Raw genomic sequence first — 17,515 nt, 5'->3', positions numbered from 1 at the left:
ATTTGCGTATTAGGATGCAGATCGAAACTTAGACGCGACTTTACACCATTGCAGCGCGCCATCCCCACCATTCAACGGAGCGGCCACGCCGAAGATATCGTCCTCAATCATCGATTGCAGCAGAACAATCGCGGCGGTGAATTCTCACACCTCAAACCCAGTGTGGCCATATCTGCTGATCAGCTCCGAGACGCCTGCGAAGTCAATGACAGTTGTCCGGCCATGCACGCGGCGGCCGGGAGGCGTGCAGAAAGAGGAAGAAGCGAGCGCGACTATGACGAGGGACATGCCACTTGTTTTCGAGACATTCCTTGAAAGACTGTCACAGAGTGTCGATGAAGCAGATTTCCGGGAAGCCTTGGCTGAGGCGGCGGCAAGATTTGACCTACTCTCTTTTGCGTACCTGTCTTTGCCATCACTGCCTTCCGGCAAGCCAAGGCTAATTTCGAATTACCCACCTCGCTGGGCCATGCAGTATCTGGAAAATCAGTATGAGAAGCTCGATCCTGTCATCTTGCGTGCTCGAAATGGCGGCCGCCCGTTTCAATGGGGATCGGATTTGTGGGGCGGTAAGATGTCGCCGGCTCAACAGCAGCTATTTGATGAGGCGGCCCGATTCAGCATCCGCTGCGGATTGACGATCCCAATCGTCGATCTACGAGGCCGCACTGCCGCGGTTACGTTCGCCGCCGATGAGCCTCGTCCAGTATTTCTTCGGGTCATCGAGCGGTACGAACAAGCTCTTCAGCTGATGGCCACCTGCTTTCATCGCTGCGTTCGCCGCAAACTGCCGGGCGATCGAACCGTGGATGGGATCTTGCTGACATCGCGCGAATATATGTGCCTGCGGTCGGCAGCGCGCGGCAATTCGGCCTGGGTAACCGGCCGCATCTTGGGCATTAAGCCGCGCACCATCGCATTCCATTTGGAGAATGCCAAGAAGAAGCTGGGCGTGCGCACGCAAAATCAAGCCATAGCCCTTTTGGGGTCCCAAGGGAGCTCGATCCTCTGAGTAGCTCTTTGGTCCGCTGTGCTCGGGTCATCGGTCGCAGCATTTTAACAGCGGCGAAGGGATGCTGAGTCCCTTTGCCGCCCGGCGCAGTCAGGCGCGATGCAGTCGTATATTCCCGTCACACTTTGCACTCAAAGGGCTCAGTCGGCGTCTCGTTCCGACGCTAGTCCGCGTTGCATGGCTATGAGAATAGCTCGCCCCATACTGCTGACGTCAAGCGTCAACCGTGGCGGGCGCCCGGTATTTGAACATCCAGCTTCGCCGAAAACCTACACAGTTGTTACTCGTGGGAGGAGCGGCACTCGATGACGTGCTGCTGTGGCTACTGCCCATCCAAACGGAACGCGATTCCTTTTGTCGCATCAGACCCCCAACCGGCCAAAACCGATGCCCATGAACCGAATTGAGGCTGCCGTTGGCCGTTCCTGGATGCCTCATCAGGCGCCGAGGAGGGGGCTGTAGCCGAAGCAGTGGCGGCCACTGGGCGAGCACTGCGCAATTTCTCAGCTGTCGAACAATTCCTTGTACCCGCTTGTCATCACCCAGTTTGCACGGTCGAGATGACTGCGAACAGCCTTCCTCGCACGCTCCGGTTCTCGTCTCGGATCAATGCCGAGGATCAGATGTGCCATTTCCTCTTCGCTAGCATCGTCGCCGGATGCATCGAGGAGCCTCATGTAGGTTGTAAAGTGCTCCTTGTCGTAGGCTGTGATGCCGTCTGACCAGGGCACTTCGTCGGTAATCGCCATGTCCGATTTAGGCTGTAACATTGCTGATCCTAGCTCCAGATGATCGCCTCGGCGACTTCTCTCCCGGCAAAATGTGAATTACATATTATAGTTGATAAACTCAAGTCGCCTGATCCGGTGGCTTGCGTGCATGGATATGCGCAAGTTGATCGGACGGAATGTGCAGCGGATCAGGCAAAGGAAGCGTCTGACCCAGGAGCAGCTTGCCGACATTTCCGGCTTCAGCCAGCAGTACATCAGCGGTTTGGAGAAGGGCCGAAGAAATCCGACGATCATCACGATCTATGAACTGGCGTTGGCGCTCGGCGTCAGCCACATGGATCTGGTACGGCCCGACAAACAGGCCTGAAGTGGCGGTTCATGTAATTACTAGGAGCCAGCGCCTGACGGCGCTCACTGGCTCTCACTGGAGGTCCGATCTCCCCCGGGGCGACCAGCTATCGCCGCCAGCCCTTTGCCGATGAGTGTTCGGCGGGGCTCGCGGGCAAGGTGACTGAGAGAACCAGCGCTACGACGTTACAGTCGAGGTTACGACGTTCTGATCAAAGGTGGGCGCGACGCATGCTGATCGCGTACCTCGACAGGCGTCCTTGTGCTGGGCGTTCTGCAGAAGTCGTCACGGGAAACTGAAACTAACCCGAGGAAGGGGGAACGCTAACGGGCGCCTGAGGGGGCCCGTTGGCTCAAAGCGCTCACGAGGCCGCGGTATCATCGGTACGTGACACCTGCGCCGATCAGCCAGGGATCGAGCTCCGCCTTGCCCGTCTGGCTGTTACCGGCCACGGTGACTTCGAAGTCCGGCTTCAGGAAAAGCTTCTTCACGTCGAAGTTGACGCCCCAGTGCTGGTCGAGCTTGTAGTCGAACCCGACCTGCAGCGCGGTGCCGAAGGTGTTCTTGACCTTGAGATCATCGGCGCTGCCGGCCTTGATAAAGGATCGTATAGTTCACGCCGGCGCCGACATAGGGCTTGAAGGCGCCGAAATCGGTAAAATGATACTGGAATGTGAGCGTGGGCGGCAGCAGCCAAACCTTACCAACCTTGCCTAGCCCCATCGAGCCTTGGCCATTGATGTTGGCAAAGGTGGCGCCGAGTATGGGTTCGGCGGCGACGTTGTCCGAGAATATCGAGTTCAGGCGTCACCGTGTTCGAATAGGAAAGACCGGAGCCAGACACCCCATTGACGTAGCCCGAATCCCCAGTGATGACCCCCAAAGCGCGCAGGCGGATCTGCCAGGGCTTGGCCATTCCGCGACCGAAGGACCCTCGTCGGGGCCGCACGGTTCTGGAAGGTCTGACGCGACCGCCTGCTGTCCGATCAGCATCAGGACGACAGCCGCTGTTGCTGCCCGCGCAGGTTCATTCGCTTTGTTGACTGATATCTCTTGCTCTTCAGAACTAACGAATTATCATGCAACTAGTCTATTTGATTAAGATAGATGGAGCTGTGCGCGCATTCTGACCAACTGTGATCGCGTTATTGCTTTTGTCGCAGTCCTCGACCTGTGCTCCTTCGTTCGTGCTTGCTTTCGTCGTGCTCCCGGTCGTCCATACACGTTACCGGCGTGCCAGCCGATCGCGCCGCCAAGCAAAATGTCGCCTAAGCCAATGAACGCGCCCGGGTCGGATTCCTGCCGTAGCTGTGCCCGCCCGGGCTGGTCCCGCAGAAGCAACCGGATAGGCACCGTATTAACCTAGCCGAATGTGGTCCCCCGAGGAGCGCAGGCGGATATGCCAAGAGCTTGACTCCTAGATTGGTGTCGTAGACGGGCACGGGTAAGCGCAACGGGACGGGGGAGGCGGGGAGGCGCAGGTACTTGTGGATGACTCGTCGCGACAACCTGCTGTGCCAGCAGCATCAGGACAACGGCCGTTACTACTCCCTGCGCCAGTTTCATTTATTTGATCCCATGATATTGCTCCTTGCTCTTCAGAAAATGGTAGACTGCGATAGTCCTGCAGTATTGATTGAGGTCGACAGCGTACGGGGGCGCATTTGCGCAAACCGTGCTCGCATTATTTTGCACCTTTGCCGCACCCCTCGACCTGTACTCAGTCATCCGAAGTTCGCTCTCCCCGAGCTCCCGATCCTTTGTGAAAGCTATCGGCGTGCCAGCCGATCGCGCTGCGAAGGAAATTGATGCCAAGACTAATGAATCCAGCGCGCTCCCGATTGTCTTTACCGTGCCCGTGCCCGCCTGCGACGGGCTCGTAGAAATAAGCCGGATAGCCGAGGGCCTGCAGCTTTGCGGCCATCTTGCGCGCGTGGCCCGGGTGAACGCGGTCGTCACGCTTCGTGGTGGCGAGCAGGATCGGCGGATAGGGCTGTCCCGGCGTGGCGGCGTGATAGGCGGAGATTTCCTTCAGGAAAGCCCAATCCTCAGCCTTGTCCGGATCGCCATATTCGTCGATCCAGCTCGCGCCGGCCAGGAGCTTGGTGTAGCGGCGCATGTCGATAAGCGGAACCGTGCAGAACAGCGCGCCGAAATGCTCGGGATAGCGAGTAAGCATGTTGGCGATCAGCAGGCCGCCATTCGAGCCGCCCTCAGCGGCAATCCGCCTCGGTAGTGTGATGCCCCTTCGTACGAGGTCGGCTGCTACGGCAGCGAAATCGTCATGGGCGAGACGCTTGCCCTCCCTCCGTCCGGCATCGTGCCAGCGGGTGCCGAACTCGCCGCCCCCGCGGATATTTGCCACCACACACGTGCCGCCGCGTTCGAGCCACAGCTTGCCGAGCGAGGAGTTGTAGTGGGGCAGGAGCGATATGCCGAACCCGCCATACGCGGAAAGGTGAACCGGGGCATCTCCGTTCCCGTTCGCCGGACCGACCTGCATATAGGGAATCAATTCATCATCGATCGAGACTGCCTCGTGGCGCGTGACCACCAGTCCGGATGCGTCGAAATTCTCCGGGCTGCGCTTCAGGACCACTGGAGCGCCAAGAGGCGGCGCATCATTGAGATCGAGTAGGAGCAGTTGCGACGGTGTGATCGGGTCCTGAGCCGAAACGAGGACCTCTCCATTGGTCTCGTGATCTGCCGCATCGAGGGACCAGAGGTGGACGGTCCCTTGCGCGGGCACCGTGTCCAGGGCTCGGCGCGTCCATTCCTGGCGACCCGGGGTGAACACCTCGAAACGCGGAGCGAGGTTCTCGAGGTAGGCGACAATGAGCTTCCCGTCATTCCAGAAGAATGACTGCAGACAGCGCCTCTCGCCCGGTTCAAACAGGGTGCTGAAACGGCGTTCGCCACCGATGAAAGAAGAAAGCGAGATGCCGATCAGCGCGTCCGCGGGATGGGTGGTCCCTCTCACTGTCCAGGGCTTGCGCGGCTTTACCGCCAGCCAATCACCGAAGCTGGCCCACCAGGCATCCCGAGGAAGGTTGATCTCAAGCTTCGGCCCGCTCCTGTCGCCGATTTGGACTATCTGCTTGAAGAAGCCAGTATTCTCGATGAACCAAAGGCGCTCGTTCTCGACCGTGCGGTCCAGATGACCAGACACGCTTAGGGATTCGGAACCCGTCTTGAAGATTACCGGCGCGGTGAGGGGATCGGCGCCACGCTTCCACAACCGCACGGCCCGCGCGAAGCCGGAACGGGTGGCCATGTCATGACCAAGCGCACTGAAAAGCAGAAGCGTGTCAGGGTCGAGCCAATTTATCCCGCCCTTGGCCTCTGGGAGATTGAACCCGTCGGCGACAATGCTCAAAGAGCTAAGGTCGAATTCGCGATGCACGACCGCGTCGCTGCCCCCGCGCGACAGGCGCAAGACGGCTCTTTCGCGCGTCTCAGGCTCGATCGACGCGCCGCCCCAGACCCAGTCTTCTCCGTCGCTAGCGGCCAGGGCGTCCAGATCGACCAGTAGCTCCCACTGGGGATCCGCATTCATGTAAGCGGCAAGGGTGGTCCGGCGCCACAACCCGCGCGGGTTTCCGGCATCTTGCCAGAAATTATAGAGGTACTGACCGCGGCGCGTGACGAGCGGAATCCTGTCGAAACGGTCGAACATCACTCTAAGCGCCGCCCGGTCGCGCTCGAACTGCGTTCCCGCGAAGTGCTTCAGGGTCTTTGCCGACTGGCTGGCGGTCCACGCAAGTGCCCGTTCGCCTTCTACATCTTCGAGCCAAAGATGGGGGTCATCGTCGGGCGCATTCAGCGTTGGGCGAAAATCGAATTCGCTCATGACCGAAAGACCTGAGAAATGAAAGCGGAAGGGCTCTCGTCCGCTCGAGACGGCCCAATGTTTGCGGCGGTGTCCGCATGTTCGAAAAGCGTGATCATGGATGAGTTCTTCCCAACCGGTGGCGTCGCAGTGCTCCTGCACATAGGACCGCAGCTCTCGTGCCAACTCGGAAGCCCTTACGGAACAATGCGATCGCTCTGACAGCGCCGTGTCAGATGTCAGACATCGTCGCGAATGCGACAACGAGTGCACCGCGTAATCACCGGATCAACTCAGGCCCGATAGCTGACACCGTGCAGCTCACAAGGAATTTGGTTGGCCGCCGACATCTTCGCTCCGGAAGGCTTCGCGTATGCGAGTCAATGGCGGCCACCATGATGCGATGGACGAGTGAGCGACGAAGACCGGCTGCCACCTGTGGGTTTAGACCCCGCCGGCGGCAAAAACCGGAGCCAGGCAAGGAATTGGACGCCGCTTGGGCGATCTGAGGGTTGCCCAAGCTCTACCGCAATCTCGGCCTGCACCGTCCCCTTGATTGGATTCTTGAAGTCTGTCGATCAAGCCAGCAAGCTGTTCGGGCGAATGCAGTGGACTGGTCGCCAAGGCAGGTTGGGGTGATGTCGGGCCGCCGTCCGATATGCGATACGCGGGTTCAGGAGGGGCGGTAGAGTCCATGAGAGAAAATTCCCCCAGGAGACCTCCCGATCACTGACCTTATAGCGCTAGCGCTATGACAACTTGCCCATAACCAGCGTGCAATCCACCGCGGCGCCCACTGCCCCTCAAGGAAAATCTGGCACGGGTCTCACGAGCCGATCACGGACTTGAAATCAATTGCGTTGGCCTGCACAGGCCGGGGTGGCTGCCGCTATGCGGATGCGACGGCCTGGATGCGTGGTGCGCGCGCCTTCTACTCTCGACAGTGCCGATGGCACACGGTTCGACGAAATGCCTCTATCGAGGTCTGGTGCGCTCAGCGCCGGCATTGGCTGAAAAGGTCCAGAGGCCGGCCCAGGCTGCACGGGAGCACTCAATCCCATTCAACCCGTTCTTCGCAACGGCTTGCCCGCGGACACGTCGGTATGAAGCACGTTCCCAAGTCCTTCGAGGTTAAGCGAACACCGAAATGCCGACTCGGTCGCAGCGCTACTGTTCGGCATAAAGTCTATTTTGCGTCATCGAAAAAAAGTAATTGATCAGCTTTTACGGCTGTTTCTGGGTAAACCTCTAAATATCTCATTGTATTGTTGTCATGTATACGGTCGCGAACATAGAAAAATCCTATCTTAATGTTCTTACGAAGCGAACGTATGTTCGTTGGTCGAACGAATGAAGTCACTTTCTCCAGTTTTAAATATTCAAAAGCAAATTGGACAACCGCCCTGCCGGCCTCGACTGCTATCCCCTTTCCCGAAGCCGCAAGGTTGAGACAAGTTACTATTTCAACATTATTCGGATCTTCTGGAAGGTACAGGCCGCTGCGAGCCAACCCACAGTAGCCAGCGAATTTGTTGCCTTGGTCTGGATCTTTGACGAACAGCATCCATAAGCCGAAACGATTGTTCTGCCAATGATTAATGAACTCAAATAGTGCAGCTTTCGACTGCTCAATCGTCGGAGCGAGTCCACCCCTGGCGTTAACCACGAACGGATCGCTACGAAGGCCATGCAAAAGAAGCTCGTCGCTATGCGACGGCGGCCTCAGGAATAGGTGTGGCGTTTCTAAGATGTGCATAAGCAGATGCCTTGTTTCTAAAAACTTAAAGTTAGGGGCACCTAAAGAAGGTGCAGTATGGTTCCTAGATGGAACGTGCAGCTTGATTCCAAGAATACTCATTACTTGGATAAAATTCTGGTAAATCTCTGCAAAAATATTGTTTCAGAAATGCAGAAGGCTGATAAAACCCGCCGAGAGGCGCATCCATTTTCACGAAGATTTATCTTAAGTCACACAATGAGGTTGCGTACTTGCGCAGAAATGGAGAACGACGCCCTTGGCATAGGCCCACCTCCGACCGCTCGGTGGGCGCGCAGCTGTGTTTCGCGATTGCGTGACAGCAAACGCCTTGCTCGCCCGCTTCGGTGATCACCATCCGCGGTCACAGCTCCCGACGTCGCGAAAAGCGTCACTCCGGCCTTGCGACGGCCTCGAGACCACGAAACCGCAAGCAGATGAGATCAGTCTTCGTTTCGCCCAAGGAGCCGAATCCTTACTTCGCTTGACAGTACACCCGGACCAAGGGCAGTGGGGACAAGTCTGCCTCGGAAATCAGCGGCATCCAGGGGCAAGCGAAGCTCAGCCGCTGCATTCCACAGCGCTCTGAAAACCCCGGCGTGAGCACCACCCAAGAAGCGATTGCGGGCCTCGCCGGTCTGTTTTTCGGTCCTCTGAGCAGTCGCCTTCACCTGTACAACTATACAGGATGCCCTAGCGTGAATCTTGGTCTCCAATGGCGGGGAACTTCCCCCAGGAGACCTCCATGGCCAAGCTTATATCGCTGGCGCTACGACGACCTGCGCACAATCAACTAGAAACCCACCGCTGCGGCACGCGGTCTTCAAGGAACGTCAGGAATGCGGCGCAGGAACCGGCCACTGGCGGCGAGCCAACTCACTTGGCCAGCTCGGGCCGTGCTGGCTGCGCTGGTTCGGTCATGTCGCCGCTATTTGCCGGCGTGTTCGGCCCTGAACGGTGCCGACCGCAACAGCTTCGACGAAACGCATTCGTCGAGGTCTGGTGGCCCCTGCGCCGGTGCTTTGCCAACCGGCATGATGTTTCGACCTGCCTGGGGGCTGGCAGGGGAGCAAAATGATGCCTGCAGTTCTCGTGAATGGCGCCGATGGGGCTGATTGGCGCGATGAAAGATCATACGATTACACCTCAGCTCTGACGCCGCGCGAATGGGCCTGGGAGTTCTTACGCCGGAATCCAGCATTCCAGCCTGATGTGACCACAGCAAGCCGGCAGGCCAATACTTTGTCGTACCGACCTTTTCTCAATGTGGTCACCGTGGCCTGCGAACTGTCACGCTGGGGTGTTCTGTTTCGCCGAGTCTCATGGGCGCAATTCGGTCGTATTCTGGTCTCCGCTATGGTGCGCTCATGTGCTGCCGGTCATTGCAGAACAGCTGTCCGCGTGGTCGGGCACAGCGCCGTTCGAGCTCTCGGCATTGCCGTGCCGTTCGACGGTTCTGCTAGCCCCCGACAAGGGCCAGCATGTTCTTCTTCGGGATACCAAGCACACGCTCCAACTCGCCGTCTCTGGCGCGGATATCTTGCACCCCGTTTGCCTCCGTACCGAGGCCATCTGGCCCGAGACCCTTTCGAAGCACCGTCTTAGGGCGATCGAGTCCCTCAATCGTCTAAATGTGGGTCAACAGCTTCCTGCCCGCTTATTCCCGCCAGAAAAGCGGGGTCCTCGTTTGACCTTCGTTCTTCGTGCGCTCGACGGCTCACTTGCTGGGGCGTCACATCGCGAGCTCGCCGAAGCGCTGATTGGTCAACAGCGCGTCCATGCCGACTGGAGGGATCCTCGCGATCATCTGCGCGACCGCATTCGCCGCGCTGTCTCTCGTGGCCGCGCCCTCATGCATGGAGGGTACAGGGATTTCCTTTTTTGAAAAGTGACGGTCCGCCCCGTACATCAGCCGGCGAACAGTTCGGATCCAGAACGTCAGTTCGCCCGGTCCCACTTGGCGGGGAAAGACCTTACAGGTGCGCTCTGGTTCAACCCGTCAGTCGATGCCGAGAGGCACGTTCGAATGTTCCACAGGTGACAATGTCGAGTACGCAACGGAGAAAAAAGCTGCCGCGTCGGGTATACGCTATACGCAGCGGCCGAGCCAGTTCTTCCCAGCAACGGCAGACCGCCGGCATGGCTACGTGGGTGTAGTTCGACTAACTTGTCATGCTTATCACTTCTTTTGCGGCCAGCTTTCCACCAGATTGCGCTGGGTTGACGGCCCGGAACGTAGAGGGAGCACGTTCAGGCTTGGTGTCGGGGTGCCTTCGGCTTGTTGGTTCAGATGATCTGGCCCAGATCCGCAAGGCAATCGACCACGTAATCCGGTCTGAATGGAAACCGCTCTATGTCAGCCAGTTTGGTCACTCCAGTAAGCACAAGGGCTGTTTTCAGGCCCGATTCCAGCCCTGCGAGCACGTCGGTATCCATGCGGTCCCCGACCATGATGGTATCGACAGCTCGCACTCCCAGCCGGTCGAGCGCATTGCGCATCATGAACGGGTTCGGCTTCCCGACGAAATAGGGCTGACGGCCGGTGGCCTTCTCTATTAGTGCTGCGACTGCCCCGCACGCCGGATGGGAGCCTCGTTCGGTCGGGCCAGTCGCATCTGGATTGGTGGCGAGAAAACGCGCTCCCTTCGCCACAAGCTCGGCGCCAGTTGCGATCTGCTCATAGTGGTACGAAATTGTATCCCCGAGGACCACGAACTCGGGCGAAAACTCCGTTATCCGGCAGCCTGCCTGCCGCAGAGCCTCAACCAGACCGTGGTCGCCGATGACATAGGCAGATGATCCGGGCTTTTGCAGTTCCATGAACCGCGCAGTGGCGAGCGCCGATGTGTAGATGTGCTCTGGCTGCACGGCGAAGCCAACCGCTCTTAGACGCTCGGCATGATCTTCGGGTGTGAAGCGCGAGTTGTTGGTGAAGATCTGAAACGGCTCACCCGTGGCGATTAGCCCGGCCACATAGCCGACCGAGCCAGCAATCGGTTGGCCGCCGCGGACCAGGACTCCGTCCATGTCGAGCAGATGCGCTGTGATCATTGGATATCAACCCTCGATGTCTTTCGTGCATGCACGGCCTGAGCACGGCTTGTGTCACTGATCTTCTCCAGGCGAGAATGCCGGCGACTGTACCGATTGAGAGCGATGCGCGAAGGGCGCCCAGTTGGCCGTGCGGCAATAAGGAGGTTGCGGCGTAAACGTGTCGGGCGCACCGCTCGCCGTGCCGACGCCCTGCGCCGTCGGCTGCCGACTTCGCTGCGTCAACGCAGCTGATGGACAATGCGTCTCTAGTTCCCAGCGAACCACAAGCCTGGCGAGACGTGCCGCGCTTGGATCAGGATGCGCAACCTGCCGTCCGCTTGTGGCACCTTGCCTCGTCGCTGTAGAGGCGGTTCACGTAGCACGGCGTCTAGATCTCACTTAAGGCGCGCAGGCCAGGGGCGCGGTGAACGACCCGAAACCAGCCGGAAGAAGGTTCGCCAAAGCGTTCGATCATCCCTTTGGTTCATTCTGCGCCTGAGGCGGCCCATCCCATAGAGATCAGATGCCGCCCATGCAGAGGTATTTCATTTCGAGGTAGTCTTCGAGCCCGTGGCGGGAACCCTCTCGCCCAATGCCGGACTGCTTGATGCCACCAAAGGGCGCCGCTTCCGAAGACATACGCCCCGTGTTGATGCCAACCATGCCGTATTCCAACGCCTCGGCAACGCGCCAGACACGCTTCAGATTGGAGGCATAGAAATAGGCGGCGAGGCCGTAGATCGTGTCGTTGGCCTCACGCACTACCTGATCCGCATCGGTGAATTGAATGATCGGAGCCAGTGGCCCGAAAGTCTCCTCTTGCGCAACCGCCATGCTGCTGGAAATTTCAGTGAGGACTGTCGGTTTGAAGAAGGTCCCATCCTTGCCAATACGTTCGCCCCCGCATCGAATTGTCCCACCCTTGGCAACGGCATCTGCGATGTGGGACTCGATCTTGGCCAAAGCATGCAAGTCGATGAGCGGTCCGACGTCCACTGCCGGAGCGAAGCCGTCGCCGACCGACAAGGACCGGGCTTTCTCCACGAACTTTTCGACGAATTCATCGTGAACGCTCGATTGGACGTAAAGCCGGTTCGCTGAAACGCAAGTCTGGCCGGCGTTGCGGAACTTCGCCTGGATCGCGCCGTCAACCGCAGCGTCGATGTCGGCGTCGTCGAAGACGATGAAAGGGGCATTGCCGCCGAGCTCGAGACTGACCTTCTTGATCTGGTCCGAGCACTGGCGCATGAGCAGCCGGCCAACCTCGGTCGAGCCTGTGAAGCTGATCTTTCGAACCTTGGGATTAGAGCAAAGTTCGCGTCCGACGTCATCACCTTCAGATGCATAAACTAGGTTGACGACGCCTTCGGGAAAGCCGGCCTGGTGCGCGAGGGCGAACATTGCACCTGCCACAAGCGGCGTCTGTTCAGCAGGCTTAAGCACGATCGCGCAGCCCGCCGCCAGGGCTGGCGAGATCTTGCGCGCCACCATCGACGCCGGGAAATTCCAAGGCGTAATCGTGCCGACCACACCGATCGGCTGCTTGATCACCAGCATGCGACGGTCTGTCGACGGCGCGGGGATCGTCTCGCCATAGATGCGATTGGCCTCTTCGGCGTACCATTGCAGATACGCGGCCGCGTGCGAAACCTCCGACTTGGCTTCGGCAACGGGCTTGCCCATCTCTGCAGTGAGTATCGCGGCAAGATCGTCGGTGTGGTCAATGATCAGCTGATGCCAACGCCACAAAGCGTCACTGCGTTCTCGGGCGGCCAGCCCCGCCCATCCTGGCTGCGCCAGGTAAGCCTTCTCGATCGCAGCGCGCGTTTCTTCCACACCCATGTCGGGAAGCACCGCCAGCACTTCGCCGCTCGATGGATTGATGACTTCGAATGTGCGCTCGCTAGCCGGCGCGCCAAGCGCCGGCAAGCGATCGATGGCGCCAAACAGGTCCGGGGATTTCAGGTGGCGGATCATCGGTAGGCATAGGGGCATACCGGGTTCCTCTTAAACGCGGCGGATGAGTTGTCGGGCGGGTGTCGGTCTATTCCGCACCTGCGGGTTCCTTATAGGGCCTCCGCCAGACAGCTAGTAGACCATCCCCGAATTTGAAAGGTCGAATTGCTCAAGGCTTTAGTCTGGTTGGTGGTCTCATTAGGAGACAAACCGAACAGTGGATATGGGCTTGCCCAAGCGCAGGTATTACGTGGCGCTCTTCCGCTCTGCGTCTACGCCGCAGGGGCCCACAGTGAAGGTCACATCTTGGATGCCGAAGCCATCAGCAGTCTCGGCATCCCTCAGTGGCCTGACGGATAACCTGCGCTACTTGGCGCAACCGGCTCCCTCGGCGGTCTGGCAGAGGTTCGGACGGAGGCGGAGTCCATCACATGCAACTCGCTTATATTGGCGTTGGCGAGCTCACCTTGTCACCTTTCGACGTGCGAGACGGCAAGCGGGCGCCGGACATATCCGATGTCGTGCCGTCCATCCGCCGGCGCAGCATCCTCCAGTCGCTGTTGGTCCCAAAAACGGCAGTCCAGACACTTTCGACATCGTCGCCGGACGGCGGCGTCACCACGCCGCAAAGACAAATCGCCGATGAGCGCAAGCCGGGAAGACCTGCGCGCCATCATGAACCGGCGACGATGTGGCCGCTCTCTCACCCTCGCTAATCGAGAACATCGGGTGAAGTCGCGCAACGGGTTCGCCCAGTTGCCCAAGGCAGGCGGCGCCGTGGCGCAATCGGCAATACCTGCCGCCGCGAGCTCGAGGCCGAGAGAGCGCATAGTTGACGCTAGCGACCAAGGAACGGGTAGAAGGAATGGCTGTCGCTGTTCAACAACCTACGCGCCGCGCCGCGGGCCGAATGGAGGCATGGCTGCACGGGACAGTTGATGCCACCGAAGTTCGCGCTGTTTGCGATCTATCCCCGCCAGATCCTCCTCGATCTCTTTGGCGAGGAGAGCTATTTCACCGCCGACGTCGATACGGCGATTGCGAGGCGCCAGGCAGGCTATCTCGACGCCGGACGGTCCGATGTTGTTGTTATGGAAGCCAATCACTGTTCCATTTCTGGGAGTACAAGACGGACGATGCCAAAGACGAAGGGCGGCACAGCCCGCCTACAATTGGGTTCATACCATCTGCCAAGTCATTTGCGGTTTCTCGGCTTCTTTCAGTGGAAAGGCGCACCAAGAGCGGGGCATACCTCAATACAAGCGTCCGCAGCCTTCAACATACGTTCACTTGGGTTAAATCCTGGCAGCATTTGCCCCAGGATCATAGCGTTGAGGAACAGCGAACCGCCCAGACGCGGATGAGTCGTGTGCCCTATCGCCAAACTGTAGTTTGAAGGCCTACCACCATAGCGGAATGCAATATTCCGCGCATTTGAGAGGCCAGATACACCGCGTCTCTTTTTACCTTCAGCACTCATTGTTTTCTCTTCTGTTTATGCTCTCATCGAGAGATGGGTAACCAAAAGACAAGAAAAATTGTGCAGTAAATTACGCCAACGTAATCAACCGCGTATGCTACCGTGCTCGTTCTCTTCATCCTTGCCGGCAGAGAGAACGCAATTATCCTTTGAGTTCCTTCCCGCTGAAACCTTCCGAAGCTTTGACTTCGCTGTCCGGCAACAAGGCGAAACACCTCGCTCGATGTTGCCACCTCCAATTTGCAAAGGCCGTGCCAACACCTCAGCGCCCAATAAGCGCCGTTTGCTTTGAAAACCTCGACGGTGCTCAGATATAGGTTGTAGTGAACCTGACATTTTGCCTGCCGCAGAGTCGCGCTCGTTGACGCTCATTCCGGAGAGAAGCTGGCCCGGGCTGCGATCGACCGGCTCTGTCATTGGTGACCGCCAGAACCGAAGCGGTGGTCGCGAAGGTCAGCGCCGTCGCAAAATGTGGCCTTGTGCACCCAGCCAGACCGAAGTTCCACGTTACCGGCGATGGGCAAAGTTCGAGGCGAAGTGTGAGTTGCCCCTCATTTCGCCGATGCTGCGTCCTCGACGCACTTGCGGGACAAAATGGATGCGTGGGCAGCGCAGGGCCAGCTGAGCCATCAGTATTTTGCGAGACCTGACGCGAGCGTCATCTTGAGTGAATCAATGTGAGCGCATTCTTTGGTGGGTGATCATCGGATGACTTCTCTTTAGTCTGTGAGGCGTTTGCGGGATCGCACATGCCGTGCCAAACAGGAAACTCGTCTCGGCAACGTGAGTAATCGGACTCTGCTATGTTGCCGATCCAACATTGTCCGACATCGAACGCCAGTTTAAGGGAAGCGCTTGCCGCTTAAGGTGATATCGTCGTACCGGGGCATAGCGGCGCTCGCCGGCAGCATGAGTAAAATTCACGACAGAAGGATCGCCGACCGCGTGGCTAGCGCTGGGCCCGCAACACCGCGCTTCGGACAGGACCTTGGCCAATCGACCGCGTCGCCACCATCGTAAGTTCGCGTACAGCCGCGAGGTTTTTGGCCTCGGTCGGATAATATCGCCGACAGGGTCAAGACCCAGAAGAGTTGCCGCACGCCGTCGCGATGGGAGCAGCCTACATGCCGGCATAGACTAGAGGTGCCGCTGAGCGGTTTGAGGGAGTGGCATACCTTGCGCGTCTGGTGCAGAAATTGCTTGCGTCACGCCGAAGTAAGGTCGGCCACGCTAATCCGCCGGCATGGCAAAGGCGCGCTAATCGGCACGGTCGAGGGCAGTTGACTGCCCGGGAATTGGGCCGGCTCCTCGCCAGCGACAATGCCAGCGAGTTCATCTCGAATGCCATCCTTTCCCGAGCGGGTCAGAACCGGTCGAATGTCATTACATTGCGCACGGCCCGTCGCCATCGCCATGTGGCGCGCCGAGCTGCAACACCGCGCGGCGGTACAGGCGTGAGAGCTGGAAGCATGCAGCGATCCGCCGATATCGACCGCCGGGCGGTCCAACTCGCCGGCGGCATGATTGATCGCCGCCGCCAATCAGATGCTCGAGGAAATGCCCGTTCGCCGAATTTCCCGGGCGGGCTCGTCGGCGCTGCCGATCTTGTACCGCACCATATGGGTGATAGTTGGCGCGCGGTGATCGGGGACTAGGACCACTTCCATGCCTTTGTCGAGCAGAAAATTCGTCGCCTTGATGTCATCGCTGGCCGCCATAACCGAAGCGCCAGACCGAAGGTTCATCGACCGCCTAGCTTGTAGTTGCCGGGCGATGCGCAAAGTTCGAGGCAAAGGAGTTGCCCCTCATTTTGCCGATGCTGCGTCCTCGACGCCCTTGCGGGACAAACTGGATCGGTGGGCAGCGCAGGGCCAACTGAGCCATCAGTATTTTGCGAGGCCAGACGCGAGCGTCATCTTGAGTGAATCAATGTGAGGGCATTCTTTGGTGGGTGATCATCGGATGACTTCTCTTTAGTCTGTGAGGCGTTTGCGGGATCGCGCACATGCCGTGCCAAACAAGAAACTCGTCTCGGCAACGTGAGTAATCGGATTCTGCTATGTTGCCGATCCGACATTGTCCGACATCGAACGCCAGTTTACGGGAAGCGCTTGCCGCTTAAGGTGATATCGTCGGCGTCACCGGGGCATGGCGGCGCTCGCCGGCAGCATGAGTAAAATTCACGACAGAAGGATCGCCGACCGCGTGGCTAGCGCTGGGCCCGCGAAACCGCGCTTTGGACAGGACCTTGGCCCAATCGACCGCGTGGCCACCATCGTAAGTTCGCGTACAGCCGCGGCCAAGATCCTTGCCGTCTTCGACGAGCGTAGTGGCATCAGGGGGGCCGGGCGACAGTTCGAGGGCGGAGTCTTTCTGAACGTGACTCTACGCTCAACGCCGCGTGACGCAAATGTCCTGAGGTTGTCAGGCTGCTGTCAGGTCCGGGTGTCACAAGCCGGCTGTTACTGCCCTGCCATTCACCGTTAATTGGAACTCCCCATGATTAATCTAAAAGCCGGCCGGATCGCCCTTTCAGCCCTACTGCTGCTGGTTTCCCTGCTGGCGAAATATGGTCCAACTGTCACACACTTAGTGCTCCAGCACGAATACAATAGCCAGCTCCGCAAGGATAGGGAGAAGGTCATTTCAGACCGGCACGACGCACTCTTCAACGACCCAGCTGCGCCAACTGCTGGCAACCCAAATGGCGACCACCATATCGCCGTATTTTTGGACTCCAACGACCCGCAGCGCCGCGCGGTAGACCGTACGATCCAGCAAGCCCTCAAGCATGATCCCGAGCTGAAGGTTTACTACATACCTTATTCGAGCACGAGACCGGGTTCCAAATTTGCTGCACGGGCGGTGCTCGCCGCCAGCAAACAGGGAAAATTTGAGGCGTTCCATCACCGCCTAATGGCTACTAGCCTCCGGCTCAGCGGATCCGACATTTTGGATATCGCACGAGACGAGGGCCTCGACGTTGAGCGACTCAAGCGGGACATCAAGGACCCCGGAATCGTAAACACCGTCAAGCACAATTCCGCGCTCGCCAAGAAGCTGTCCATCCACGGCGGGCCGGCGGTCGTTGTCGGCAAACGAGTGGTTTCAGGTGCGGCTAACATGCACTATTTGGACCGCTACCTCGCCAACGAGCGGGAAAAGCATAGGCGTCCTGCCGGATCACCAACTTCGGCATTTTGACAGGGCTGGCCGCCGGTGCAACCTCTCTGGCCACGAGTGCCGCCTCTCGTGCCGGGCCAAATCTCAATATGGCCCGGCAACGCGGTAGTGGGCGGCCCGCGCGGTGCTATGCAACGCACCGGGCAAAGGGCAATGACTAAGCCGTCCTGAACATCGCATCGGAGT

The 17,515-nt window shown here is 58.8% G+C and carries 12 protein-coding genes and 1 pseudogene; 5 read left to right on the top strand and 8 right to left on the bottom strand.

Translation table 11 applies throughout. The features are described from left to right. Positions 1-274 precede the first annotated feature (274 nt). On the top strand, positions 275-1,012 hold the full coding sequence (locus FJ419_RS22570) for a LuxR family transcriptional regulator (RefSeq protein ID WP_064994226.1): 738 nt from the start codon (positions 275-277) through the stop codon (positions 1,010-1,012). Positions 1,013-1,515: 503 nt separating this feature from the next. Here the strand turns inward: FJ419_RS22570 and FJ419_RS22565 are convergent. After that, a complete protein-coding gene (locus FJ419_RS22565; protein WP_064994205.1) occupies positions 1,516-1,782 on the bottom strand; it encodes a DUF2285 domain-containing protein in 267 nt (88 codons plus the stop codon). A 109-nt stretch (positions 1,783-1,891) separates the two neighbouring features. On the opposite strand from FJ419_RS22565, the gene FJ419_RS22560 reads away from it, so the two are divergent. Beyond that, a complete protein-coding gene (locus FJ419_RS22560) occupies positions 1,892-2,110 on the top strand; it encodes a helix-turn-helix transcriptional regulator (protein WP_013533400.1) in 219 nt (72 codons plus the stop codon). A 359-nt stretch (positions 2,111-2,469) separates the two neighbouring features. Here the strand turns inward: FJ419_RS22560 and FJ419_RS22555 are convergent. From FJ419_RS22555 to FJ419_RS22545, 3 genes and pseudogenes are all read right to left on the bottom strand, one after another. Continuing rightward, positions 2,470-3,085 (bottom strand): annotated as a pseudogene (locus FJ419_RS22555) (OmpW family protein). 727 nt (positions 3,086-3,812) lie between these two features. Further along, a complete protein-coding gene (locus FJ419_RS22550; RefSeq protein WP_064994204.1) occupies positions 3,813-5,942 on the bottom strand; it encodes a prolyl oligopeptidase family serine peptidase in 2,130 nt (709 codons plus the stop codon). Positions 5,943-7,107: 1,165 nt separating this feature from the next. Then, positions 7,108-7,779 carry a GNAT family N-acetyltransferase gene (locus FJ419_RS22545; protein ID WP_084015908.1) on the bottom strand — a complete coding sequence of 224 codons (672 nt, stop codon included), beginning with the start codon at positions 7,777-7,779 and terminating at the stop codon, positions 7,108-7,110. A gap of 1,162 nt (positions 7,780-8,941) precedes the next feature. Between FJ419_RS22545 and FJ419_RS22540 the strand changes: the two genes are divergently transcribed. Beyond that, complete coding sequence (locus tag FJ419_RS22540; protein WP_084015906.1) at positions 8,942-9,562, top strand: DUF2285 domain-containing protein; 621 nt, start codon at positions 8,942-8,944, stop codon at positions 9,560-9,562. 401 nt (positions 9,563-9,963) lie between these two features. On the opposite strand, the gene FJ419_RS22535 is transcribed toward FJ419_RS22540, so the two are convergent. Then, positions 9,964-10,728, bottom strand: a complete 765-nt coding sequence (locus FJ419_RS22535; RefSeq protein WP_064994202.1) for an HAD-IIA family hydrolase — start codon at positions 10,726-10,728, stop codon at positions 9,964-9,966. Positions 10,729-11,229: 501 nt separating this feature from the next. Continuing rightward, positions 11,230-12,705 carry an NAD-dependent succinate-semialdehyde dehydrogenase gene (locus FJ419_RS22530; RefSeq protein WP_064994201.1) on the bottom strand — a complete coding sequence of 492 codons (1,476 nt, stop codon included), beginning with the start codon at positions 12,703-12,705 and terminating at the stop codon, positions 11,230-11,232. A gap of 392 nt (positions 12,706-13,097) precedes the next feature. Here FJ419_RS22530 and FJ419_RS22525 point away from each other — a divergent pair, with 392 nt between their 5' ends. Beyond that, the gene (locus tag FJ419_RS22525; protein WP_064994200.1) at positions 13,098-13,382 is read left to right on the top strand and encodes a hypothetical protein; all 285 of its coding nucleotides are present in this window, start codon (positions 13,098-13,100) and stop codon (positions 13,380-13,382) included. Between the two features lie 171 nt (positions 13,383-13,553). Here FJ419_RS22525 and FJ419_RS22520 read toward each other — a convergent pair whose 3' ends face one another. Then, the gene (locus FJ419_RS22520) at positions 13,554-13,772 is read right to left on the bottom strand and encodes a hypothetical protein (protein WP_064994199.1); all 219 of its coding nucleotides are present in this window, start codon (positions 13,770-13,772) and stop codon (positions 13,554-13,556) included. Positions 13,773-15,687: 1,915 nt separating this feature from the next. Next, the gene (locus tag FJ419_RS22515; protein ID WP_224655962.1) at positions 15,688-15,864 is read right to left on the bottom strand and encodes a hypothetical protein; all 177 of its coding nucleotides are present in this window, start codon (positions 15,862-15,864) and stop codon (positions 15,688-15,690) included. A gap of 781 nt (positions 15,865-16,645) precedes the next feature. Here FJ419_RS22515 and FJ419_RS22510 point away from each other — a divergent pair. After that, positions 16,646-17,350, top strand: coding sequence for a DsbA family protein (locus FJ419_RS22510; RefSeq protein ID WP_064994196.1), 705 nt, complete (start codon positions 16,646-16,648; stop codon positions 17,348-17,350). Positions 17,351-17,515: the final 165 nt, after the last annotated feature.

Origin of the sequence: Mesorhizobium sp. B2-6-2 (assembly GCF_006440615.1) — a bacterium.
In the GTDB taxonomy this organism is placed as follows: domain Bacteria; phylum Pseudomonadota; class Alphaproteobacteria; order Rhizobiales; family Rhizobiaceae; genus Mesorhizobium.
The sequence above is the reverse complement of the archived record's forward strand: the minus strand, read 5'-3'. Positions and strand labels throughout refer to the sequence as shown.